This is a genomic window from uncultured Marivita sp., from assembly GCF_947488135.1.
In the GTDB taxonomy this organism is placed as follows: Bacteria; Pseudomonadota; Alphaproteobacteria; order Rhodobacterales; family Rhodobacteraceae; genus Marivita.
Window position 1 is genome coordinate 226,569 of record NZ_CANKYW010000004.1, and the last position, 24,365, is coordinate 250,933.

The following is a 24,365-nucleotide window of genomic DNA, read 5'->3' on the forward strand; positions in this document are numbered from 1 at the left end:
CGCGCTCAGGACAGGCGATAGTTGGGGGATTCCCGTGTGATCTGAACGTCATGCACGTGGCTTTCCTTCAGACCGGCGCCGGTGATTTTCACGAAGCGGCAATTGTTCCGCATGTCGTGAATCGTGGCGCAACCGGTATAGCCCATGGCGGCGCGCAGCCCGCCGACAAGCTGGTGCAACACCGCGCCAGCCGAGCCCTTGTAGGGCACCTGCCCTTCGATGCCTTCGGGGACAAGCTTGTCATTGGCGGCGTCCTTCTGGAAATAGCGGTCCGCCGATCCCCGCGCCATCGCGCCGATGGAGCCCATGCCGCGATAGGCTTTGAAGCTGCGGCCTTGGTACAGGATCACTTCGCCCGGGCTTTCATCGGTGCCAGCAATCATGCTGCCCACCATCGCGCAGGATGCGCCCGCCGCGATGGCCTTGACGAAGTCGCCGGAAAACTTGATCCCGCCATCGGCGATCACCGGGATGTCGCCTGCTGCCTGCGCGCAATCCATGATCGCGGTGAGTTGAGGCACACCGACACCGGCGACCATGCGCGTGGTGCAGATCGAGCCCGGGCCGATTCCGACCTTGATTGCATCGGCACCTGCGTCGATCAGGGCGCGCGTCGCCTCGGCGGTTGCAACGTTGCCCGCGATCACTTGTACCTCGTTCGACAGGGTCTTGGCGCGGGTCACAGCGTCGATCACACCACGGGAATGTCCATGCGCGGTGTCGATCACCACGATGTCCACGCCTGCCGCCACAAGTTCCTGCGTGCGCTCGAACCCGGCATCGCCGACCGAAGTTGCGGCAGCCACGCGGAGACGCCCCAATTCGTCCTTGCAGGCGGTGGGGTTCAGAACCGCTTGTTGCGTGTCCTTGAGTGTCAGAAGACCGGTCAGCTTGTTATCGCCGTCCACCACCAGCAACTTCTCAATGCGCCGCGATTTCATCAGGCTGATCGCCTCTTCGCGGTCGGCGGGTTCGCGCAGGATAGCGAGGTTGTCCGAGGTCATCATCACGCTGACCGGCGTGTCGTCGGATGTTGCAAAACGCATGTCGCGGTTGGTGACGATGCCCACAACACGGCCCGCATCGTCCACGACGGGAAAGCCGGTGAAATTGTATCGCTCGATCAACGCCTTGGCGTCGGCGAGTGTCTGATCGGCGCGCAGCGTCACCGGGCTGTAGACGATGCCGCTCTCAAAGCGTTTGACCCGACGCACCTCGCGCGCCTGGTGCTCGACGCTGAGGTTTTTGTGGATCACCCCCATGCCGCCTGCCTGCGCCATGGTGATCGCCATCCGTCCTTCGGTGACGGTGTCCATCGCAGAGCTGAGAAGCGGGATGTTGAGCGCGATGCGCTTTGTCACCCATGTCCGCGTATCGGCGGTGGCCGGCAGGACCTCGGATGCCCCCGGCACCAGCAGAACATCATCAAAGGTGAGAGCCTCGCGAATCTCCATCGGAATCCCTTTCCACGGACAGCATCGTTAGGCACGTCCCTATTGCACGGGTTGCCCTTGGGGGAAAGCCCCAATCCGCCCTTTACGGCTGCGTAGCGCTGCCGCAGTCTGGGCCCGTTGTTCAATCGGAGACCGCTATGGCCCATGGATACGAGGCGGGACGCCTGAACCTGCCCTTCACCGGCATCTGCACCTTTGCGCGCAGCCCCTATCAGCCCGACTGGAGCGCCATCGATGCCGACGTCGCCGTTCTTGGCGGGCCTTTCGATGCAGGCACCCAGTGGCGTCCAGGGGCGCGGTTCGGGCCGCGTGGCGTGCGCGAGGCGTCGACTTTGTTCAGCTTCGGCCATGCCGGAGCCTATGACCACGAGGACGATGTCACCTACCTGGCGGACACGCGTATCGTCGATCTGGGGGACGCCGATATGGTCCATACCGACACCGTGCAAAGCCATGCCAATATCGCAAAGGGCGTGCGGGCCATCCGCGCGTCGGGCGCATTGCCGGTCGTCATCGGGGGCGATCATTCGGTTAACATTCCTTGCATCGACGCCTTTGACGGCGCCGCGCCGTTTCACGTCCTTCAGATCGACGCGCATCTGGATTTCGTCGACGAACGCCACGGCGTGCGCAATGGCCACGGCAACCCGATGCGCCGCGCGTCTGAAAAGCCGTGGGTCAGCGGCCTGACGCAGGTCGGGATCCGCAATGTCAGCTCCACCGCCCGCGAGGGGTATGAGGACGCGCGCCACCGTGGTTCCGATATCCTGTCGGTGCGGCAGGCCCGCGCCTTGGGGCCCGAAGGGGTCGCGAACCGCCTGCCCCACGGCGCGCCGGTCTACATCACCATCGACATCGACGCCTTCTGCCCCTCCATCGCGCCGGGAACGGGAACGCCCAGCCATGGCGGGTTTCTTTATTACGACGTCCTGGAACTGCTCCAACAGGTCGCGAACCGGCACGAGGTCGTCGGGATCGACCTGGTCGAAGTGGCGCCGGACTACGACCCGACGGGGTCCACCTCGATCCTGGCCGCGCAGGTCCTGATGAACCTGTTGGGGTTCATTTTTCACGCAAGGGGCCGATGACGATGAACGGGTTTCCGCCGATGTGGATGCGACCGGGCATTGCGCTGTTGCAACTGCCGGTGCCGCCGGGACACATACCGTAAAAACAAGAAGCAGGCCCATGACCAAACCGCTCGCAGGTATCCAGATTCTCGACCTGACCCACGTTCTCGCGGGGCCCTTCTGTTCCATGACGCTGGCCGACCTGGGCGCGCATGTGATCAAGGTCGAACGCCCAGGCACGGGTGACGATACGCGGGCGTTTCCCCCATTCGCCAAGGGCAAATCCGCCTATTTTGCCGCGCTCAACCACGGCAAGAAGTCGATCGCGCTCGATCTCAAGGTGGACAGCGATCGCGACATCTTCGAGCGTCTTCTGGCGCGCGCCGACGTGATCCTCGAAAATTTCCGCCCCGGTGTGATGGAGCGATTGGGCTACGGTTGGGACGATCTGCATGCGCAGTTCCCGAGGCTGATCTACGGCGCGGTTTCCGGCTTCGGTCATACCGGGCCCGAGGCCAAACGCCCGGCTTATGACATGGTCGTGCAGTCCCGCGGCGGTGTGATGTCGATCACCGGCGAGAAAGGCCGAGAGCCGGTGCGCGTGGGGGCCTCAATCGGGGATATCGTGGCGGGGATGTATCTGGGCCAGGGCATATTGGCCGCCCTGTTTGACCGCGAACGCAGCGGCACGGGTCGCAAGATCGACGTGTCGATGCTGGACTCCCAATTGGCCATTCTCGAACACGCCGTGGCGATAACGACCGTGACCGGAACGCCGCCCGTGCCCACCGGCGCGCGGCATCCTTCCATCGCGCCATTCGAGACGTTCCACGCCTCTGACGGCTTGTTCGTGATCGCCGCCGGAAATGATGTCTTGTTCGAAAAACTCTGCGTGGCGCTGAACCTGCCTTTGTCTGACGATCCGCGCTTTGCAACCAATCCGGCGCGGGTGGAAAACGCCCGCCTTCTCAAACGGCTGATCGAGGCTGTGACCATCGACAAAACCCGCGCGCATTGGATCGCCAAACTGGGCGCGGCGGGCATCCCGAGCGGGCCGATCCAGGACGTGGCGCAGGTGCTGCGCGACCCGCAAATCCTGGCCCGCAACATGGTGGTCGATGTGCTCGACCGCAACGGACGCCCCGCGTTCAAAGCGGCGGGCAACCCGATCAAGATGACTGGTCTGGGCGATCCGACCGTGCGCCCGGCGGCACCCGATCTGGACGCGGACCGAGGCGAGATCCTGCGCTGGCTCAATGAGGGACACTGACGGTTACGCGTCCGAGCCTGTTGCCTGGTCCAGATCGTCGATCCGCTCCATGCCGCGCGAATTGGTCAGGATTGCCTTGCGGACGGTATCATCGATCTCTTCGCCGATTTCGGAAAGCATGTCGGCGCGCATCGCGACAGTGACCTCGGCAATGGCGTGCATCACATCCTCCGCCGCGCGTTCCCCGAGTTCCCCCGCTTTCAGACCGGAAAGGAGCGTTTCGAGAACGTCGTGAAAGGCAATTATGACCTCGCGACTTCCCACCACCGCAAGCTTGTGGTTCAGCACGCGCAGCGCATCGACAAGATCCTCGTCATAACTGCGACCTTCCACGATATCGGCCACTGTCTCGATCGCCGCCATGTAGATCGCGTTCTTCTGTTCCAGAAGCAGAACGCTGCCTTCCTTGCGCAACTCCAGTTCGGTCTGGCGATTGAGCAGGGTCGCGGTGATAAAGATGGTGGCGACCGCTCCAAGCAGGACAAGAATGGATTCCTGAGCGAAAACCGATCCTTCCCCGGCGTAGAACAGCAAGCGAAAGGCGGCGTAGGCGACGATGAGCAGCGACACGGCCAGCGCCATGTAGACAATGTCGCGCTTGCGATGCGCGCGTTTCCGTTTCGGCTCCACTCTGCTCTGCCCCGTGCCGCGTTTTTCTACAGTTGACCATACGCGGCCATGCCGATGCAACGCACGTTCTATTTTCCCTGTCGTAACCATCGCTGCCGCATACCCCCTGCCACGATGCGCATCGAGCGGGAAGGGTCACTCCCATGCCGCGATTTCAAGACTGACATTGCTCTCGGATGCCCCGACACCGGGGCCGACCATGAGAGACCGGTCCAACAGGCCCTTCAGTCAAGGGTACAGGTCCCGAAGCGCAGGCTTCGGCAGAACGAGAAAACGGTCAGGCCCACGGGGCGGCGCCGCTTCCTTCAACAACACACGACCAGCGCACCGGGCGGAGCCATCCGCACCGGCGCGCAGGCGTGTCTGCCGTTATTGCGAACCATGCCGTTCTGCATAAACATTATGACGTAATTCACCTTTTTCCCCGCACGCGGAACGCTATGGTCCCGGTCAACCGTGATCAGAGGGATTCCCATGTCCGACCAAGACCCGCTCGTCGTCTTCACACCATCCGGCAAACGCGGCCGGTTTCCAGTGGGCACGCCTGTCCTGACCGCCGCGCGGCAATTGGGGGTCGATCTCGACAGCGTCTGCGGCGGGCGCGGCATTTGTTCCAAGTGCCAGATCACGCCCGGCTATGGTGAGTTCTCCAAGCACGGCGTGACCGCCCGCGAAGGTGCGCTGTCCGACTGGAACGCGGTCGAGGCGCGTTATGACGAAAAGCGCGGGCTGAAGCCGGGGCGGCGGCTGGGGTGTCAGGCCAAGGTGCAGGGCGACATCGTCATCGACGTGCCGCCCGAAAGCCAGGTTCACCGCCAAGTCGTCCGCAAGGCCGCCAGCGCGCGGGTGATCGAAATGGACCCCGCGACCCGGCTCTACTACATCGAGGTGGATGAGCCCGACATGCACACACCCACGGGTGATCTGGAACGCGTGGCGCGGGCGCTCAAGGACCAGTGGGAGATCGCAGAAATCACCTGCGCCTTCCCGGTGCTGACCACGCTGCAACCCGTTCTGCGCAAGGGCAAATGGGCGATCACCGTGGCACTTCACAAGACCAGTGCCGACGCCACACCGCAGATCATCGCCGCTTGGCCCGGCCTGCACGAAGCGGGGCTCTACGGCCTTGCCATCGACCTTGGCTCCACCACCGTGGCGGCGCATCTGACCAATCTCGACACCGGCGAGGTCGTGGCGTCCTCGGGCATCATGAACCCGCAGATCCGCTTTGGCGAAGACCTGATGAGCCGCGTGTCCTATGCCATGATGAACCCCGGCGGCGATGCCGATATGACCCGCGCCGTGCGCGACGCGATCAACACGTTGGCCGAGGAGATCGCCAAGGAGGCGGGCATCTCGACCAGCCTTATTCTCGAGACTGTCTTCGTCTGCAACCCGGTGATGCACCACCTGCTGCTGGGCATCGACCCCGTCGAACTGGGCCAGGCGCCCTTCGCGCTCGTCACGTCGAACCACCTCAACCTGACCGCCCGCGATCTCGACCTTACCGCCCTGCCCGCCAGCGCTCAGATCTACATCCTGCCCTGCATCGCGGGCCATGTGGGGGCCGATGCCGCCGCCGTGGCGCTGTCGGAGCAGCCTGGCAAATCCGAGGACCTCGTGCTGATTGTCGATGTGGGCACCAATGCGGAAATCCTGCTGGGCAACACCAGCCGCGTGCTCGCCTGTTCCTCGCCCACCGGCCCGGCCTTCGAGGGCGCGCAGATCTCCAGCGGCCAGCGCGCCGCGCCCGGGGCCATCGAGGCGATCCGCATCGACCCCGTGACCAAGGAGCCGCGCTTCCGCGTCATCGGCTGTGACAAGTGGTCGGACGAGGACGGCTTCTGGGACGAGACCGCCGCCACAGGCATCACCGGCATCTGCGGATCGGGCATCATCGAGGCGGTGGCCGAGCTGCGCATCGCGGGTCTGCTTGACCCCTCGGGCTTGATCGGATCGGCGGCGCAGACCGGCACCGACCGCTGCATTGCCGAAGGCCGCACCAACGCCTACCTAATCCACGACGCCACGTCCGAGGGCGGCCCGCGCATCACCGTCACCCAAGGCGACATCCGCGCGATCCAGCTGGCCAAATCCGCGCTCTACGCAGGCGCGCGGCTGTTGATGGACGATATGGGCGTGGACGTGGTGGACCGCGTGGTGCTGGCAGGCGCGTTCGGCGCGCATATCAGCGCGAAACACGCGATGGTGCTGGGGATGATCCCGGACGTGCCGCTTGACAAGGTATCCAGCGCGGGCAACGCCGCCGGCACCGGCGCGCGCATCGCGCTCTGCAATCTGGCCGCACGCGCCGAGATCGAGCGCATTGTGCGCCAGATCACCAAGGTCGAAACCGCCATCGAGCCGCGCTTTCAGGAACATTTCGTCGCCGCCAACGCCATCCCCCACGCCACCGACCCGTTCCCGGAACTGGGCAAGGTGGTGACGCTGCCCGTCGTCGGGTTCAACACGCAGGGGGATGGGAGTGATGGCGGTCGGGTGCGGCGGCGGAAGCGGGGGTGAAACGCGTTTTAGAATGAGAACTTCAGGTTGAATCTCTTTCTTCTTCATCACATCATAGGATAGCTACGACTTCGTGTAGCACAACGATTGCGATCTAAACTTTCAAGGAAGAACGATTATGTCTCGCTGGTCAGACAGCTTCGAAAGCCACCAAATTCACGAGACATTAACCACTCTTGAAAATTGGATGGAATTTGATGACATTGATCTTGACGCGGAACACGAAGTTGATCGGCGTAGATTTGTGAAGGTTTTGTCACTAATTAAAAGGGTGATCGACGGGCAAGATCCGGACCTTTCCTCGGACAGTCTAATCTCCAATCTAAACAATCAACTTCGACAAGCTCAGATTTGGAACCAGATTCAAAGCTATTCAACAAACAGAAAGCTTGGAAATCTGCGAAATGCAAATGAACATATAAATGATCTTCTGCCATTAATATATCAATTAGCATCATTTTCCTATGAACCCGATGTAGCACAAAATATACGAGACTTAAACAAGAGTTATGAAAGATTTTGTGAAGCCGTTGACAAGAAGTCAAATAACTTCGAAAAACGTATCTCTTCAGCTGAAAATTCTGTTCAAAAACTAGAGCAGCAACTATCAGAAATTCAATCTCGTTTTGAGGCGCTATCGACTGACATAGAACAGACGTTAAGTGAATGGCAAAATGAGTTTACGAATGGCCAAACTACACGAGCAGAAGAGTTTTCTGCTAAGCAGATAGAACGAGATAAGTACTTTGACGCCGCTGTCCGTGACTGGAGAGACCAATCCGAAAAAGAAATTGACAGCATAACCGCCGAGCATCAATCGCTTCTCAAGCAGAGATTTGATAGCTTTTTGTCGGAAATTGATAAATTGCTCCTAATGGCCAGAACAAAGCACCAAGATATACTTGAAATCCACGAACTTGTCGGAACTGATGGCGTTGCGGGAGGTTATAAGAGTAACGCGACCCAAGAACAAACCGCTGCGAACATTTGGCGACGAGTTGCGATGGGATCATTTATAGCTGCTGGCTTCTGGATTTTGCTCAAATACTATATGGGATTTGAACCAAACGCAGATGGTTCCTTCAATTGGTCCGAAATAATCACAACGATGTCGTTAACTTTGGTTTTTCTGGGCATGGGCGGTTACGCAGCAAAGCAATCGAGCATTCATCGCGAGACTGAGCAACATATGAGATGGTTTGCTTTAGAAGTTAAAGCGATTGACCCTTTCCTTTCCTCATTACCAGAGGACAAAAGGAACGAACTCAAGAACGAATTGACGCAGAAACTTTTTGGGCAAAACCGGGTGTCAAATAATAGCAACAGCAATAATATTGAACTTGGTGCGCTCAAGGTTGTTGCGGATGCCTTCCAATCAGTTTTGAAGGCTTCCGGCAAAGGCTAAAAGCCAATGCTTTCGTGATCTCACGAACCGCCCACACAAAAAAAGGTGCGCACCGAAGGACGCACCCTAATCTCACGCCGTCGACATAAGCAGCGTCTTGCCGCGCCATTCTGGGTCATGCCCCGCCGTCGCGCAGTGGCGGCGACGCGTCCGCCCGCCCCATGGCGGGCGCGTTCCGCGCCCACCCGGTCGGACGCTTGCTCTGTGATCGGATGTGGTGACAACGCGTAGGGTGCGTGATTTCACGCACCTTCCCAACAAAAAAGGTGCGTGCCGAGCACGCACCCTACGGTCTCACCTAAACGACATTTACGCCGACGCCATCCGCAGCGTCTTGCCACGCCATTCCGGGTCATCCACCGCCTGCGCCAGCACATAGGCGACGTCGCCCCGGGCGGCCTCGCCCTGCACATCTACGGCATCGCCATAGACGATGTCGCGGGTGCCGTCCTCTTCGGTCAGGGCCACGGGCCGCAGGATGGCGAAGTCCAGACCGGAGGCCTTGAGGTGTTCGTCCGCCTTGTGCTTGGCCATCAGGTACGGGCCCAGCTTGCTGTCGGGGTCCGGGTCGCCCGCACCGACGGTGCTGAGCATGACGAAGCGCGACACGCCCGCCTCTTTCGCAAGATCGACCAGCCGCTTGGCGCCGTCGCGGTCGACCTTCTCGGTCATGTCCTGCCCGGTGTCGGGCCCCGACCCGGCGGCGAAGACCACCACGTCGCAGCCATCGCAAACACCCGGTTGCAGGTCGGTCAGATCGCCCTTGCGCAGCTCGACCCCGTTGGGAAGGTCCGATGTGTCAGAGCTGTCGCGCACCAGCGCGATCGGCTGATGGCCGTTGGCCAGTAGGTCTTGGGTCAGGCGCAATCCGGTTTTGCCGGTGGCCCCGGCGACGAGAATACTCATGTCGTGTCCTTTCGAGAAATCTGTGAGTGCAGCGCGGCCCGAAGGCGCGCCGCGTGAATGAGGGAGGTCAGGGACGGAAGATCGCCTTCACGTTGACGAATTCCTTCATCCCGAACCCGCCATGTTCGCGGCCGTAGCCCGAGTCCTTGACCCCGCCGAACGGCATGTTGGGGTCGGCCGCGCCGAAGCTGTTGATGCGCACCATACCGGTGTCGAAGTGATCGCGGGCCAGTTTGACCGCGTGGTCCTCGTCCTTGCAGAAGATGCCGCCGCCCAAGCCGTAGCGACTGTCATTGGCGATCCGCATCGCGTCTTCGTCATCCTTGGCGCGGATGACCGAGGCGACGGGGCCGAAGATCTCGTCGTCATAGGCGGGCATTCCCGGCTTGCAGTCGCCGAGAACGGTCGCCGGGTAGAAATATCCCGTTTGATCCGTCGGGTTGCCCCCGCAAAGCAGCGTTGCCCCGTTGTCGAGGCTTTTCTTCACCTGCTCGGCCACGGTGTCGAACTGGTCCTTGCTGGAGAGCGGTCCGAGCTTGGTGTCCTCGTCCATCGGATCGCCGGTCTTGATGGCGTCCATCTGCTCCACGAAGGCTGACACGAAGGCGTCATACACCTTGTCCGTCACGACGAACCGTTTCGCCGAGACGCAGGTTTCGCCATTGTTGAAAAGCCGCCCCATGACGCAGGTTTTCACCGCCAATTCGATGTCCGCGTCCTCGAGCACGAGATGCGCATCATTGGACCCCAGTTCGAGAACGGTTTTCTTGAGGTGCTTGCTGGCGAGCGAGCCGATATGGCTCCCTGCCCCGTCGCTGCCGGTCATGGTCACGCCGCGCACCAAGTCGTGCGTGATGATCTCGTCGGAGGTGTCGTGGTCGATCACGACAACCTGGAACAAATCCTCGGGCAATCCGGCCTCGATACAAATCTCCCGCAGCTTGAGCCCGCTACCGGTGCAGATGGAGGCGTGCTTCAAGACACACCCGTTGCCTGCCATGAGATTGGCCGCCAGCACGCGGACCGGTTGATAGAGCGGAAAGTTCCAGGGCTGAATGCTGTAGATCACGCCGATCGGGCTGTACGTCACCAGACCGCGCTTCTCGCCGCCCGCATGGGTGCGGGTTTCATCGGCCAGTTCTTCGGGGCCGTGCTCGGCGGTGTATTCGAAGATTTGCGCGCAAAGCTCCACTTCGGTCTTGCCGTCGCGGTAAAGCTTGCCGACCTCTTTGGTCATCAGTTCGGCCAGCGCGTCGGCGTGGGTCCGCAGGGCGTCGGCGATCTTGGTCAGATAGGGCGCGCGTTCTTCGTGGGTCTTGGTGCGCCAGTCGAGAAATGCGGCATGGCACGCCTCGACCTTTTTGATCGCGGTGGCTTTGTCCATCACCTCGTAGGTGGCGATGGGCGTTTCGTTGGCGGGGTTGATCGTTTCTATTTTCGACATGCTGACCTCAAAATCCGGTGTGGGTTTCCTTGGTCGGCCAACGTGTGGCCTGTCGCTTTGTTCCGCCTTGGTCGCGTCAGGTCAGCGTGAACGCGCCGCATGTTGCGGGATGGGCCGTCACCACCGCACGCAAAGCGATCTTGACGCAGCACAGAGCGGCGCGTATCCCGTCGCCTCAGAGCGCGGGTATGGTGAAAAGGTATCACGCGAGCTTCCCAAGCTTAAGTTACGGGTTCGATTCCCGTTACCCGCTCCAAACGCACCGCATCACGATTTCGACTCCGAAGACGCGCTTGTTTCTGAATGGAACCCCTCCAACTCCGGACGGGTGCCGATTGTCACGTGGTCGATCTCCTCGAGCGTGAAGCCACGGATCAAGGAAGGGATCATCATCGAGACTAGCACGAAGATCGGAAGCCCCACCACCGTAATCACCTGTTGCAGCGCGGTCAGACCGGCTTCTCCGGCCAAGATGATGAGCATCGCGGCAACCAGCCCTTCGGCCGCCCCCCAAAAGACGCGTTGCCGCACCGGGCCAGGGGCGGCGTTGCCGGTACAGAGCATGTCCACGACGAGCGACGCGGAGTCCGAAGAGGTGGCGAAGAAGATCGCGACGATGACCACCGCGAAGCCCTGCACGAGTTCGGTCAGGGGCAGGTTCTCGAAAAAGGCGAACATGGCCAGCGGCACGCTTTCCGCCACCGCTGCGCTGATCTGACCGGCCTGATCGCCCATCGCCGCCCGCGCGGCTGTGCCCAAACCATCGAACTCCATCGCCTGCCAGCCGAAGATCGAGAACCAGATGAGCGTGAACAAGGACGGCGCGAGAAGCACGCCGAAGACGAATCCCCGGATCGTGCGACCCCGCGAAATGCGCGCGACAAACAGACCGATGAAGGGCGACCACGTGACGGTCCAGGCCCAGTAGAACACGGTCCACGACCCCTGCCAGCCCCAGTCGTCGGTGTTGGGCGTTTCGTCGGCAAGCATGTCGTTCCAGAACGCGAGACGTGGCAGATTGTTGAAATAGAGCCCGAAGGTTTCGACGATCCCGCGCAGCAAAAAGAGCGTCGAACCGCAGACCAGGACAAAGATCATGAGACCGACCGCCATGCCGATGTTGAGGTTCGACAGCACCCTCACCCCCTTGTCGAGACCGACCACGATCGACACGATGGCGACCCCGGTCAGCACGGCGAGGATCATGACCTGCACAGTGGCGCCGTCCCCGGTGGCAAAAAGCGCGTCGAGACCGGCAGCGATCTGGCTCGACCCAAGGCCCAAGGACACGGCGACACCGAAAAGCGTGCCCAAGATCGCGGCGATGTCGATGGCCTTTCCGAAGGGGCCGTGGATGCCCTCTCGCAGCAGCGGATAGAAGACCGAGGACACCCGCACGGGCAGCTCATAGCGGTTGATGAAATAGGCAAAGGCCAAGCCGGGCAGTGTAAAGATCGTCCAGGTGTGCAGGCCGAGGTGATAGATCGCGATCGACATCGCGTCGCGCGCGGCTTCCTGCGTGTAGGGCTCAACGCCGGGAAGCGGCGGGTTGGCAAAATGCGAAATCGGTTCCGCAACGCCCCAGAACATCAGCACGGTCCCGATCCCGCCCGCGAAGAGCATGGTGAACCAGCTCAGGTTCGAATATTCCGGCCGCGATCCTTTCGCTCCGAGCCGGATGTGACCATGCCGCGAGGCAGCGGCCCAGATCAGAAACCCCAGCCAGACATTGACGCCAAGGATGAAAAACCAGCCCAGATTGACCACGATCCAAGACCGCCCGACGGCGAAGGCGTCGCCGATGGGTTCGGGAAACAGAACCAGCGCGATGACGAAGACGATGGTGAAACCGGCAGAGGCGAAGAAAATGGTCGGATCGGTTTTCAGACCCAAGCGGCGCGCGAGATTTTCCATCTAAAACCCTGTAAACAAGAAATTTGATGGAAAACGCCCGTCGCACGCGAAACGTTCCTGCATCGCTGCCCGGCATGATTGTTTCGAGGACTGGATCGGATCAGGCGGGTGCGGTCTTCGCGTCTTTGACTTTCTTCGCCAGATCCTGCGCAATCGCGAAGGCGCCCTTGATCTTGTCGCTGTCCTTTTTCCAGTCGCGGCGGACGACGATCTTGTTGTCCTTGACCTTCGCCAGCCCGCGTTGGTCCTTGATGAAATCGACCAGACCCTCGGGGGACGCGAACTTGTCGTTGTGGAACTGGATCGTCGCGCCCTTCGGCCCGCCATCCAGTTTCGCGATACCCGCGCGTTTGCACATTTCCTTGATGCGGACGATCAAGAGCAGCGTGTTCACCTCGCGCGGGAGTTTTCCGAAACGGTCGATCAATTCGGCGGCGAAGCCCTCAAGCTCCACCTTCGTGTGCAGTGACGACAGACGGCGGTAGAGGCCAAGGCGCACGTCGAGGTCGGGCACGTATTCCTCGGGGATCAGGACAGGCACGCCCAGGTTGATCTGCGGGGCCCATTGGTCATCCGCTTCCGAAAGCCCTTCCATCTCGCCGGATTTGATCTTGGCGATCGCCTCTTCCAGCATGGATTGGTACAACTCGTATCCCACGTCGCGCATCTGGCCCGACTGCTCTTCGCCCAGAAGGTTGCCAGCGCCGCGAATGTCGAGATCCTGGCTGGCGAGCGTGAAGCCGGCGCCCAGCGTGTCGAGCGATCCCAATACGCGCAGCCGCTTTTCGGCGGCCGGCGTCAGCTTGGCGCGCGGTTTGGTCGTGAGATACGCGTAGGCGCGGGTTTTGGAGCGCCCCACCCGGCCCCGGATCTGGTAAAGCTGGCTGAGGCCGAACATATCGGCGCGGTGGATAATCATCGTGTTGGCGGTGGGGATATCGAGACCCGACTCCACGATGGTCGTGGCCAGCAGCACGTCGTATTTGCCGTCGTAAAAGGCGTTCATCCGGGTGTCCAATTCGCCCGCAGCCATCTGGCCGTGGGCCACGACATAGGACACTTCGGGCACCTGTTCCTTGAGGAACTCTTCGATCTCAGGCAGGTCGCTGATGCGCGGGACGACGAAGAAGCTTTGTCCGCCTCGGTAATGTTCGCGTAACAGCGCCTCGCGGATCGTCACCGCGTCGAATTCACTGACATAGGTGCGGATCGCCAAACGGTCCACCGGCGGCGTGCCGATGATCGACAGGTCCCGCACGCCCGACAGCGACAATTGCAGCGTGCGCGGGATCGGCGTCGCGGTGAGCGTCAGCACGTGGATGTCCGAGCGCAGCTGCTTGAGCCGCTCCTTGTGCGCCACGCCAAAGTGCTGTTCCTCGTCGATCACGAGAAGGCCGAGGTTCTGGAACCGGATGCCCTTGGCAAGCAGCGCGTGTGTGCCAACGACGATATCCACCGTGCCGCGCGCGAGGCCGTCCTTGGTGGCTTGTGCATCCTTTGTGGAAACAAAGCGCGACAAAGGTCTGACTTCCAGGGGAAATCCCCGGAACCGTTCGGCAAAGCTCTTGTAATGCTGGCGGGCCAGAAGCGTGGTCGGTGCGATCACCGCCACCTGCACGCCCGACATCGCCGCGACGAAGGCCGCGCGCATGGCGACCTCGGTCTTGCCGAACCCCACGTCGCCGCAGATGAGCCGATCCATCGGCTGGCCCGAGTGCATGTCGGCCATCACGTCCTCGATGGCGCGCAACTGATCGTCGGTTTCCTGGTACGGGAACCGCGCCGAGAACGCGTCCCACGCGCCCGGCGGCGGGTCCATGACAGGCGCCTTTCGCAGCGCCCGTTCGGCGGCCACGCGAATGAGCTTGTCCGCCATTTCGCGGATCCGCTCTTTCAGCTTCGCCTTCTTGGCCTGCCACGCGCCGCCACCCAGCTTGTCGAGCAAGCCTTCCTCGTGGCCGTACTTTGACAGCAGCTCGATATTTTCGACCGGAAGGTACAGCTTTGAGCTTTCCGCATATTCCAGCAGCAGGCATTCATGCGCCGCCCCGGCTGCGGTAATGACCTCCATGCCCAGATAGCGGCCGATGCCGTGATCCACATGCACCACCAGATCGCCCGGAGACAGCGACTGTGTCTCGGTCAGGAAATTCTCGGCCTTCCGGCGTTTCTTCGGGGACCGGATCAGGCGGTCGCCAAGAACGTCCTGCTCGGACACGACAGTGATCCGAGCATCTTTGCCAGCGTCACTCCAAGGTGCTTCGAACCCTTGTTCCAGCGGCCAGACTGTCAGATGAAGACCGCGCTTGCCGACGCGGGTGAGATCGGTGACGGGGATGGTTTCCGCCAGCCCTTCGTCCTCGATCAGCCCCGACAGGCGTTCGCGGGCGCCATCCGAATAAGACGCGATGACCACAGGGCCAACTTCCATCTTCTTGCGCACGTGATCGGCCAACGCGTGAAACAGGCTGACGCTTTCCTGCTGCCGTTCGGGCGAAAAGTTGCGCCCGATGCGCCCGCCCGCATCGACCACGCCGGGACCGGAGGCTTGCGGCAAGGGATGAAACTGCACCACACGGCGATCGCCAAGCGCATCTGTCCAGGCGGTGTCGTCGAGATACAGTGCCTCGGGCGTTACCGGCTTGTATACCGTGTCCATGCGCGATTTCTGCGACAGGGCGGCCTTGCGGGTCTCAAACTGGTCCACGATCCCGTCCCAACGTGACAGGCGCGCGGGCGTGATCTGGTCGTCCTGCGTGACCGGCACACCGGGCAGGTAATCGAACAGCGTTTCCAGATGGTCATGGAAAAAGGGCAGCCAATGCTCCATCCCCGCCTGCTTGCGCCCGGCGCTGACCGCCTCGTAGAGCGGATCGTCGCTGCCCGCCGCGCCGAATTCGATGCGGTAGTTCTGACGGAAACGTGTGATCCCCGCCTCGTCCAGAATGACCTCGGACACGGGGGCCAGTTCCACCACCTCAAGCTTGTCCGTGGTGCGTTGCGAGGCGGGATCGAACCGGCGTGCGCCGTCCAGAACGTCGCCGAACAGGTCCAGCCGAACCGGCCCGCCCTCGCCCGGCGGGAAAATGTCGATGATGCCGCCGCGAATGGCATAGTCGCCCGGCTCCAGCACTGTGGGCGCCTGGCTAAAGCCCATGCGGACGAGGAAATTGCGCAGGGCCTCTTCGTTGATCCGATTGCCAACCCGCGCGGTGAAGGCCGCGTCCCGGAGCACCTCGCGCGCAGGAATTTTCTGTGTCGCGGCGCTCATCGTGGTCAAAAGCACGTATTGCTTCGGCATTGCGTGGGTCAGCGCCGCCAGCGTCGCCATGCGCGCGGCGGAAATGTCGGGGTTGGGCGACACCCGGTCATAGGGCAGACAATCCCAGCCGGGAAAGAGAAAGACCGGCATGTCGGGCGCATAGAGCCGCAGCGCGTCGCGCATCTGTGCAAGCCGCCGGTCGTCGCGGGCGATGTGGCAAACGGCCCCGCCCGATCTCTCGGCCTCGGCCAGAACAAGCCGCGCGTCGAACCCTTCGGGCGCGCCGCCCATGGTGATGTGCTGGGATGTCTTCATAGCGCGCTCATGTGGCGCGCGGCCCGGCCCGCGTCAACCGCCAAGCACGCCGATACTGAGGTTTACGTACATTCCCCACATCGCGGTGACGAAGATCGACGCCATGCCGATGGCCTGCACGATCAGCCGGTGCCGCCCGAGACGCTTGTAAACCGCATCGAGGTCCTCGTCCTTTTCGCGCAAGGCCCTCGCGGTGCGCACGCTCAGCAGGCTGACAAGCGACATGGGAAAGGTGAGAAGGAACAGCGCCTGCGCGATCTCGACCCCGTAGACCCAGCCCAGAACGGCGAATCCGGTCAGGAAGAACGTCCCGCCGCCGATGATCCAGAGCCCGGCCTCTTCGGCGATATAGAGAAGCCGCGCCGTGTTGATGCGCAGCAGATCCGTCAGATCTTCGGCCGCCTTGCCGCCCCTGCGTCGTGCCCGTCCAACCATGTCGAACGGAACCCCCAGGACCCAATGGCTGGCGGAGGACCAGACCACGGCGAGAACAATCCAGAACCAGAGATTGGAAAAGGACCGCATGTCGATCAGTTCAAAAACGGTAGAGTACCAATCCAAGGCGCTCGTCTTCCCTCGTTCGCGCGGCCTCTGGGTATGGCAGGCCTTGTTCCAGCGGTCATTCCATGCCACCCAATCACCGCAAAGACAAGGACCGCGCCGATGAAACCGATCACCCCCGCCTTTCCCGCCACACGTCTGCGCCGGATGCGCCGCACCGAAGGGCTGCGCGCCATGGTGCGTGAGAACACCCTGACGCCCGACGATTTCATCTGGCCGGTTTTCGTGCGCGACGGCGAGGGTATCGAAGAGCCGGTGGCCTCAATGCCCGGCGTGGTGCGCCGGTCGGTGGACAAGGTGGTCGAGGCGGCGCGCGAGGCTCATGCGCTGGGCATCCCGGCGATCTGCCTCTTTCCCTATACCGATCCCGCTTTGAAGACCGAGGATTGTGCCGAGGCGTGGAACCCCGAGAACCTGTCGAACCGGGCAACCCGCGCGATCAAGGACGCGGTGCCGGACCTGATGATCATGACCGATGTGGCGCTCGATCCGTACAACATCACGGGCCATGACGGCTACATGGATGAGACCGGCTATATCGAGAACGACCGCACGGTCGAGGCCCTGGTCAAGCAGACCCTGTCACAAGCGCGGGCCGGATCGGACATCATCGGTCCGTCCGACATGATGGACAGCCGCATTGCAGCCATGCGCGGCGCGCTGGAGGGCGAAGGGTTCTCGAACGTCGCCATCCTCAGCTATGCCGCGAAATACGCCAGCGCCTTCTACGGGCCATTCCGCGATGCGGTGGGGGCCTCAGGCGCGTTCAAGGGCGACAAGAAGGGCTACCAGATGGATCCGGGCAATTCAGACGAGGCCATGCGCCTGGTCGCGCGGGATCTCAGTGAAGGCGCGGACATGGTGATGATCAAGCCGGGGATGCCCTATCTCGACATCTGCCGTCGCACCAAGGACATGTTCGGCGTACCCACCTTCGCCTACCAGGTGTCGGGTGAATACGCGATGCTGGCTGGCGCGGCAGAGCGCGGCTGGCTCGACCATGACCGGGTTATGCTGGAAAGCCTGATGGCCTTCAAACGTGCGGGCTGCGACGGAGTGCTGACCTATTTCGCGCCTGCCGCCGCGCGCCTTCTCAACGGGTAGCGGTGCGTCGCTTATGGTGATCTATCCGTAGTGACAGATCGGCGGAACCTTGCTATGTTCTGTGACAACCGGCGGAACAGCCGGATCCCTGAGGCATCCGTAGAACGAAGCGGCACAGAAAGAGCAGACACATGACATCCCTGACACGACGCGAGCTGACACTGGCTTTGGGCGGCACATTCCTTTTGGCGGCCTGTAACAACGGGGTCGGAGGCAATGGCGGCGCGCGGATCGATGCGCGGGTCGACGCGACCCTGGCCGAAATGTATCGCCGGTTCCCCGGCACCCAGAACCTCGCAGCGAATGCCAACGGCATTCTGGTCATGCCGCTCGTGACCGAAGCAGGCCTTGGTCTTGGCGGTGCGTTCGGACGCGGCGCCCTGCGCGTGGGCGGTATCACGGTGGACTACTATTCCACGACCAAGGCGAGCGCGGGCATCCAGATCGGGGCGCAGCAATATGCCCATGTTCTGTTCTTCATGACCGAGAATGCGCTGATGAACTTCCGTCGCTCCCCGGGTTGGGCCGCGGGTGCGAATATCGAATACGCAATCCCGGAAGGCGGCGAGACCATCGCGGCCGAGACCACCACATCGCTGGCGCCGGTGATCGCGGTGATCTTCGGCCAAGCCGGTCTGCGCCTGGGCGCGACACTGGAAGGCGTGAAATACACGCGGATCATTCCCTGACCCATGCAGCCTGGGGGCGCTGCCCCCGTCGCCCAAGGGCGACTCCCCCGAGGTATTTGTCGCCCAAAGAAGCCAACGCGCGCGTCTTTGGGGTTTCTTTGGGCAGAAAATACCTTCGGGGGTGAGGCGCGGAACGCGCCGAGGGGGCAGACAGCCCCCTTACCCGGTCAACCAGCCATCGCTGCGGTCAAATCCCTGAGCGCTGCTACCGGATCCTCTGTCCGCCAGATCTCTTCCCCGATGCCGAAGAAATCGGTGGTCGGGGTCAGGGTTCGGACGACTTCGGCGTCCAACCCGCCCTCGGCCACAACCGGGATCTCGATCATCTCGGACCACCACTGGAACAGCTCTGCCTCGGCGCGGGATCCGTCGCCCAGGGCGGTTTCGCCCACCGGCCCGAAGCTGACATAGTCGGCGCCCGCCTCGCCCGCGGTCATGCCGTCATGGCGCAGCTGGCCGCAATAGGCCCCCACGATGGCATCGGCCCCTAGTTCCTTGCGCGCCATGCGGACCGAGCGCGCGCCGTCGGTCAGGTGCACCCCGTCGAGACCCAGGCGCTGGGCCAGAACCACGTGGGTGTCGATCACCAATGCCACGTCGAACCGGTGCGCCACCTCACGCACGGCGTCGGCGGCGCGCAAGATCAGGTCTTCGTCGCGGGTGGCCAGCGAAAGACGGATGCAAGCGATGTCGGTCGCGTCGAGAACGCGCGCCAGATCGGTGGGGAAATGGCTGAGTTCGATCTCGGGTGGTGTGATCAGGTAGATCTGCGGCTGCTCTGCGTCGGACATCTTCGGCCCCTTCCGTGGTGGTCGCCACCCTATACCGTGATTTCATGCAGCGCGCCAAGGGCTTGCACCGCTTGCCCTTTGATCCAACCCACAATAGTCAGGCGCGAGCCCTTGGATTTCCGGAGAGTCCCTCATGCCAAGCGACACGCCACAGCCCGCTTTCGTTCTGGTACGCCCGCAGATGGGTGAGAATATCGGGGCTGCTGCTCGTGCGATGCTGAACTTCGGGCTGGAGCGGATGCGGCTGGTGAGCCCACGCGACGGCTGGCCGAACCAGAAGGCTGTGGCGATGGCGTCGGGTGCCGGTCGTCTGCTCGATGATGCGGTTCTGGTGGAGCGCACGGTCGATGCGGTGGCGGATTGTTCCTATGTCTTTGCGACCACGGCGCGGCAGCGGGACATGACCAAACCGGTGATGACGCCCGAACGCGCGATGGAGGTGGCGCGGGAGAAGATCGCGGGCGGTCAAAAGGTGGCGGTGCTGTTCGGCCCGGAGCGCGCGGGGCTCGAGAACGACGATATCGCGCTGGCGAATGCCATCATCTCGGTCCCGGTGAACCCAGAGTTTCCGTCGCTCAATCTCGCTCAATGTGTGCTGCTGACGGGGTACGAGTGGCGACGCCAGACCGTGGATACCGCGCCCCAGATGACTGAGATGGCGGGCACCGATTGGGCCAACGCGATCGAGGTGGACAAGCTGGCCGGTCATTACGAAGGCATGCTGGACGAGGCCGGGTTCTTTTTTCCGGCGACCAAGGCGGACCACATGAAACGCAACCTGCGCAACATGTGGAGCCGGATGCCGCTGACCCGCGCCGATGTGCAGATGCTGCACGGGATGCTGCGGCAAATGGTGCGCTGGAAGGACAAGGGCTAGGCACGCGCCTTGAAGCGCCCCTGCCCCAAGCCTAGTGTCTCGGCCAAGAAGGAGACCCCGTGAATGAGCAGCAAACGCAGCATCTTTGAAGAGGTCGGTGCAGAGACACCGCGCAAGGAGGCCCCCAAGGGCGGCATGATCGATGCGGGCAAACGTGGTGCGCGCGGGGCGATCCGCATCTGGTTGATGGTGCTTTTCGCGCTGGTCATGGTGATGATCGCCGTGGGCGGTCTGACGCGGTTGACCGACAGCGGGCTCTCGATCACCGAGTGGCGGCCCATCACAGGGGCCTTGCCGCCCTTGAACGCAGAGGACTGGCAAAGGGAATTCGACCTTTATCGCGCGATCCCGGAATACCAGTTGCAGAACCGTGGCATGAGCCTCGCCGAGTTTCAGTTCATCTATTGGTGGGAATGGGGCCACCGGCAACTGGGCCGGGTGATCGGGCTTGTCTGGGCGCTGGGCTTTCTCGGCTTCCTGGTGACGAAGAAGATTCCGACGGGTTGGACCGGGCGGCTGTTCTTCATCGGCGTGCTGGGCGGCATCCAGGGCGCGATCGGTTGGTGGATGGTGGCTTCGGGCCTGACTGGCGAGATGCTCGACGTGGCGTCCTACAGGTTGGCCACGCATCTTGGATTGGCCTTCGTCATCCTAGGCTTCATCGCGTGGTATGTCTTCGAGTTGGGCCGCGAGGAGCGCGATCTGATGCAGGCGCGCCGGTCGCGGGAAGCCAAGCTGTTCGGTCTCGGCACCGGCCTTTTGCACTTCACCTTTCTGCAAATCCTGCTGGGCGCGCTCGTGGCGGGGATCGATGCGGGGCGCACCTATAATGACTGGCCGCTGATGGCCGGGGCCTTCCTGCCGCCCTTCCCGTTTGAATTGGAACCTGTCTGGCGCAACTTCTTCGAAAACGCAGGTCTCGTTCAGTTCATGCACCGCATCGCGGGCTACCTGCTTCTGGCCTTCGGGATCGTCGTCTGGCTGCGCGCCCGCAAGTCGCCCAATGCCGATACGCGCTTTCGCTTCAACGCGGTTTTCGCGATGCTGTGGATCCAGATGGCGCTGGGCATCGTGACCGTGCTTTACATGGCACCTTGGCAGATCGCCATCACTCACCAGATCGGGGCCGTGATCCTGTGGGTATTGATCCTGCGCGCGCGGTTCGGGGCGGGCTATCCCGTTCAACAATCCATTCGAGGAGCGACAGCATGACCACCGCCTATGACGACCTGATGGCCTTCACGCGCGAAACCGAGGCGCTGAGCCAGATCGCGGGCCGCTTGGGCTGGGACCAGGAAACGACGATGCCGCGCGGTGCCGCCGCCCAACGGGGCGAGGAAATGGGGGCGATCGAGTCGGTGCTGCATGCCCGTCGCATGGACCCGCGCGTGGGTGAGTGGCTGGAGGCGGCCAAGCCGAAGGATGAAGAGGCCAAAGCCAACCTGCGCCATATCCGGCGCAGCTTTGACAGGGCGTCAAAGGTGCCTGCGGACCTCGCCGCGGAACTGGCGCGGACCACCTCTGTCGCACAGGGCGTCTGGGCCGAGGCGCGCGCCAATGACGACTTCGCGGCCTTTGCGCCGACGCTGGAGCGGGTTCTGGACTTGCGGCGCCAGGAAGGCGCGGCACTGGCGGATGGGGGCGACCCCTATGACGCGCTGTTGCAGGATTACGAGCCGGGGGCGACGGCGGCCGAACTGGATGCGATGTTCGGTGCGCTGCGGCCCCGCCTCGTGGCGTTGCGGGACAAGGTGCTGGGCGCCCCTGCCCCGGCGGCCTTGACGGGAGCTTTCGACGAAAGCGCGCAGATGAAGCTGTCGCGCCAGATCGCCAAGGTCTTTGGCTACGACATGAGCCGCGGGCGCGTCGACAAGGCGGTGCATCCGTTCAGCTCCGGGTCGGGCAATGACGTGCGGATTACGACACGGACGAACCCGGTCGATCCGTTCAACTGCATCTATTCGACGATCCACGAGGTCGGTCATGCCGCCTACGAGCAGAATATCGACCAGGCTTACCTGCTGACACCCCTCGGGCGCGGTGTGTCGATGGGTGTGCATGAAAGCCAGAGCCGGATCTACGAGAACCAGTTGGGCCGGTCGCGGGCGTTTACCGGCTGGCTGCATGGGCAGATGGTCGATGCGTTCGGAGAGTTCGGGATCGCCGATCCTGAGGCATTCTACGGCACCGTGAACCGGGTACACAAAGGCTTTATCCGCACGGAATCGGACGAGGTGCAGTATAACCTGCACGTTCTTCTTCGGTTCGACCTCGAGCGCAAGCTGATCGACGGGTCATTGGATGTCGCTGATCTCGAAGAGGCTTGGAACACTCGGTTCGAGGCGGATTTCGGCTATCCGGTCGACAAGCCGTCGAACGGCGTGTTGCAGGACGTGCATTGGTCCGTTGGTTTGTTCGGCTACTTCGCCACCTATTCGCTGGGCAATGTCTATGCCGGGTGCCTGCACGAGGCGCTGCGCAAGGCGGTGCCGGATCTCGATGCACAATTGGCGGCGGGTGATACCTCTGCGGCGACCGGATGGCTGCGGGACAACCTGCAACGGCATGGCGGGCTTTATGAGCCGCGCGACGTGATCGAGCGGGCCTGCGGGTCTGCCCCGTCTGAAGCGCCGTTGTTGGAGTATCTCGAGGCGAAGTTCGGAGAGATTTACGGGGTGTAGTGGATTTTTAGACATGACACCGCCGTGCATTTGTGAGGCGCAATATTCAATCGTGTCGATAGTGACAAACGAAGTAGCAGTTATGAACGTTTTGACCAAATGACGCTCCGGCGAACTGGTTTCCAGTGGCGCCGAGATCCGCTCTCTCATCCAGCTTAGGCTTGAACGGCTAACCCACTGGTCAGCCTGAACATTCGACTTGATCCATAGGAAGCTTATTGCTACCTCTCAGCTAGAGACGGCCCGTGTTTTGAGTGTCGTAAATAAAAGCGTAGGTGCTTTACATGTGCAAAATGAGTAAATTTTTACGAATGGGGACAATTTCGGCTGCTGTTTCCTTGGCTGTTGCGTTCTTTGGCAGCGAAGTCAAAGCAGCGCCTATCAGTTCTTTCGCTGATGGGTACGATGTGTCGAACTGGACAGTGTCGGCGTCTTTCGGCGGGTCCGTCAATACAACCGGCGCACCCTCCAGCATCGTTGTGATCGAACCGAATAGCGGGTTCGGCGGAGCGATTGCTTCATTCACCACCGTTGCTCTTGGCACCGGAACGTTCTCGTTTGACTGGGACTACGGTGGCAACGATTGCGGTTGGGCTAGCGCCCTTGTTTACAACAATGGATCGTCGGTTTTGGCCAATAGTTGTACATCCGGTAACAGCTACAGCGCGCAGGTCAATGCAGGTGACATTATCGGATTTGGTATTAGGACATTTGATGGGATTTTAGGCTCAACGACCTTATCCATCTCCAATTTCACGGCACCTTCCGAGTTGACGCCCGTGCCGCTACCCGCTGCTGGATGGATGTTGTTTTCAGGGTTCGGTGCGCTTGCTTTCGTTGGTCGACGCCGTAGAAGGCTGAATCAATAAAGGTGTCAGGTTGATTGGAAAACGGCGGCGGTCCTGAGTGGCCGCCGTTATCAATTCTGCCGACACGAACAGGTTGGATCTTTCGCAATTCCCCAATTATTGCGAAGGCCAAAGAAAAACGGTCTTTGGTCCCACTGCTACAACAGATTTCGGCGTTCTAAAAAATACAGATCCGCACACGCCGGAGCGGAAAGCTTCGCCAAGACAAGGTTACCGATTGCCCGCAAACAGATCGTAAGATGGTTTTAACGCCTATCGGACTTAGTGCAGTTTGAATTCCCCCACCACCTGCTGCCACTCGCCCGAAGACAGCAGCTTGCGGTGCGTGTACTGCACCGAGTGCAAAGGGCCTTCGATCGTGTCCTGCCAGAATTCGATGAATTCGAACAGTTTGGGGTGGTCCGGCGCCAGGTCGTATTCCTGCCAGACGAAGGTGTTGAGCACATTCCTGTAATCGGGCATGCGGTAAAACAGTTGCGCCGTGGTCAGCCCGTATCCGCGGAGCATCAACTCGGTTTCACTCATCTCGGTCATGCAAACCTCATACGTTTTTTATTGTACCAAAGAGTTTGCCACGGATTCGTTGCTTTTCAATAAAAA

Annotated in this window: 19 protein-coding genes and 1 tRNA gene; 11 read left to right on the top strand and 9 right to left on the bottom strand. The window is 61.7% G+C overall.

Annotated features, from left to right (window positions below; translation table 11 throughout):
- Positions 1-5 precede the first annotated feature (5 nt).
- Complete coding sequence (guaB, locus tag Q1B16_RS13690; protein ID WP_299789619.1) at positions 6-1,454, bottom strand: IMP dehydrogenase; 1,449 nt, start codon at positions 1,452-1,454, stop codon at positions 6-8.
- Between the two features lie 137 nt (positions 1,455-1,591).
- Here guaB and Q1B16_RS13695 point away from each other — a divergent pair, with 137 nt between their 5' ends.
- Together Q1B16_RS13695 and Q1B16_RS13700 are read left to right on the top strand one after the other, a co-directional pair.
- Entirely contained in the window at positions 1,592-2,542 is a 951-nt protein-coding gene (locus Q1B16_RS13695) for an agmatinase (protein WP_299789622.1), read from the top strand.
- A gap of 100 nt (positions 2,543-2,642) precedes the next feature.
- Positions 2,643-3,794 carry a CoA transferase gene (locus Q1B16_RS13700; RefSeq protein ID WP_299789625.1) on the top strand — a complete coding sequence of 384 codons (1,152 nt, stop codon included), beginning with the start codon at positions 2,643-2,645 and terminating at the stop codon, positions 3,792-3,794.
- Positions 3,795-3,797: 3 nt separating this feature from the next.
- Here Q1B16_RS13700 and Q1B16_RS13705 read toward each other — a convergent pair whose 3' ends face one another.
- Entirely contained in the window at positions 3,798-4,424 is a 627-nt protein-coding gene (locus Q1B16_RS13705; RefSeq protein WP_299789628.1) for a hypothetical protein, read from the bottom strand.
- A gap of 474 nt (positions 4,425-4,898) precedes the next feature.
- Here Q1B16_RS13705 and Q1B16_RS13710 point away from each other — a divergent pair, with 474 nt between their 5' ends.
- Positions 4,899-6,947: an ASKHA domain-containing protein gene (locus tag Q1B16_RS13710; protein WP_299789631.1), complete on the top strand. Its 2,049-nt coding sequence runs from the start codon at positions 4,899-4,901 to the stop codon at positions 6,945-6,947.
- A 118-nt stretch (positions 6,948-7,065) separates the two neighbouring features.
- Positions 7,066-8,352, top strand: a complete 1,287-nt coding sequence (locus Q1B16_RS13715) for a hypothetical protein (RefSeq protein WP_299789634.1) — start codon at positions 7,066-7,068, stop codon at positions 8,350-8,352.
- A gap of 309 nt (positions 8,353-8,661) precedes the next feature.
- On the opposite strand, the gene Q1B16_RS13720 is transcribed toward Q1B16_RS13715, so the two are convergent.
- Both Q1B16_RS13720 and Q1B16_RS13725 read right to left on the bottom strand, forming a co-directional pair.
- The gene (locus tag Q1B16_RS13720; protein ID WP_299789637.1) at positions 8,662-9,258 is read right to left on the bottom strand and encodes an SDR family oxidoreductase; all 597 of its coding nucleotides are present in this window, start codon (positions 9,256-9,258) and stop codon (positions 8,662-8,664) included.
- Between the two features lie 67 nt (positions 9,259-9,325).
- The gene (locus tag Q1B16_RS13725; RefSeq protein WP_299789640.1) at positions 9,326-10,702 is read right to left on the bottom strand and encodes an NAD-dependent succinate-semialdehyde dehydrogenase; all 1,377 of its coding nucleotides are present in this window, start codon (positions 10,700-10,702) and stop codon (positions 9,326-9,328) included.
- Positions 10,703-10,884: 182 nt separating this feature from the next.
- Here Q1B16_RS13725 and Q1B16_RS13730 point away from each other — a divergent pair.
- Positions 10,885-10,958: transfer RNA gene (locus Q1B16_RS13730), tRNA-Gly, on the top strand.
- An 11-nt stretch (positions 10,959-10,969) separates the two neighbouring features.
- On the opposite strand, the gene Q1B16_RS13735 is transcribed toward Q1B16_RS13730, so the two are convergent.
- The 3 genes from Q1B16_RS13735 to Q1B16_RS13745 form a co-directional block, all read right to left on the bottom strand.
- The gene (locus tag Q1B16_RS13735; protein WP_299789644.1) at positions 10,970-12,616 is read right to left on the bottom strand and encodes a BCCT family transporter; all 1,647 of its coding nucleotides are present in this window, start codon (positions 12,614-12,616) and stop codon (positions 10,970-10,972) included.
- A 100-nt stretch (positions 12,617-12,716) separates the two neighbouring features.
- Entirely contained in the window at positions 12,717-16,193 is a 3,477-nt protein-coding gene (gene mfd / locus Q1B16_RS13740; RefSeq protein WP_299789647.1) for a transcription-repair coupling factor, read from the bottom strand.
- A 33-nt stretch (positions 16,194-16,226) separates the two neighbouring features.
- Positions 16,227-16,754, bottom strand: coding sequence for a component of SufBCD complex (locus Q1B16_RS13745; RefSeq protein WP_299789650.1), 528 nt, complete (start codon positions 16,752-16,754; stop codon positions 16,227-16,229).
- A 102-nt stretch (positions 16,755-16,856) separates the two neighbouring features.
- Between Q1B16_RS13745 and hemB the strand changes: the two genes are divergently transcribed.
- A complete protein-coding gene (gene hemB, locus Q1B16_RS13750) occupies positions 16,857-17,858 on the top strand; it encodes a porphobilinogen synthase (RefSeq protein WP_299789653.1) in 1,002 nt (333 codons plus the stop codon).
- A gap of 131 nt (positions 17,859-17,989) precedes the next feature.
- On the top strand, positions 17,990-18,547 hold the full coding sequence (locus Q1B16_RS13755) for a YSC84-related protein (protein WP_299789656.1): 558 nt from the start codon (positions 17,990-17,992) through the stop codon (positions 18,545-18,547).
- 167 nt (positions 18,548-18,714) lie between these two features.
- Here Q1B16_RS13755 and Q1B16_RS13760 read toward each other — a convergent pair whose 3' ends face one another.
- The gene (locus Q1B16_RS13760) at positions 18,715-19,338 is read right to left on the bottom strand and encodes a thiamine phosphate synthase (protein WP_299789659.1); all 624 of its coding nucleotides are present in this window, start codon (positions 19,336-19,338) and stop codon (positions 18,715-18,717) included.
- 133 nt (positions 19,339-19,471) lie between these two features.
- On the opposite strand from Q1B16_RS13760, the gene Q1B16_RS13765 reads away from it, so the two are divergent.
- From Q1B16_RS13765 to Q1B16_RS13780, 4 genes are all read left to right on the top strand, one after another.
- Positions 19,472-20,215: an RNA methyltransferase gene (locus Q1B16_RS13765; protein ID WP_299789662.1), complete on the top strand. Its 744-nt coding sequence runs from the start codon at positions 19,472-19,474 to the stop codon at positions 20,213-20,215.
- Between the two features lie 63 nt (positions 20,216-20,278).
- Positions 20,279-21,427: a heme A synthase gene (ctaA, locus tag Q1B16_RS13770; RefSeq protein WP_299789665.1), complete on the top strand. Its 1,149-nt coding sequence runs from the start codon at positions 20,279-20,281 to the stop codon at positions 21,425-21,427.
- Positions 21,424-22,896 (top strand): carboxypeptidase M32, encoded by a 1,473-nt coding sequence (locus tag Q1B16_RS13775; protein WP_299789668.1) that lies wholly within the window; start codon positions 21,424-21,426, stop codon positions 22,894-22,896. The genes ctaA and Q1B16_RS13775 overlap by 4 nt, the downstream gene beginning before the upstream one ends.
- A 293-nt stretch (positions 22,897-23,189) precedes the next feature.
- On the top strand, positions 23,190-23,765 hold the full coding sequence (locus tag Q1B16_RS13780; RefSeq protein WP_299789671.1) for a VPLPA-CTERM sorting domain-containing protein: 576 nt from the start codon (positions 23,190-23,192) through the stop codon (positions 23,763-23,765).
- A gap of 261 nt (positions 23,766-24,026) precedes the next feature.
- Here Q1B16_RS13780 and Q1B16_RS13785 read toward each other — a convergent pair whose 3' ends face one another.
- Positions 24,027-24,299: an usg protein gene (locus Q1B16_RS13785; protein ID WP_299789674.1), complete on the bottom strand. Its 273-nt coding sequence runs from the start codon at positions 24,297-24,299 to the stop codon at positions 24,027-24,029.
- Positions 24,300-24,365: the final 66 nt, after the last annotated feature.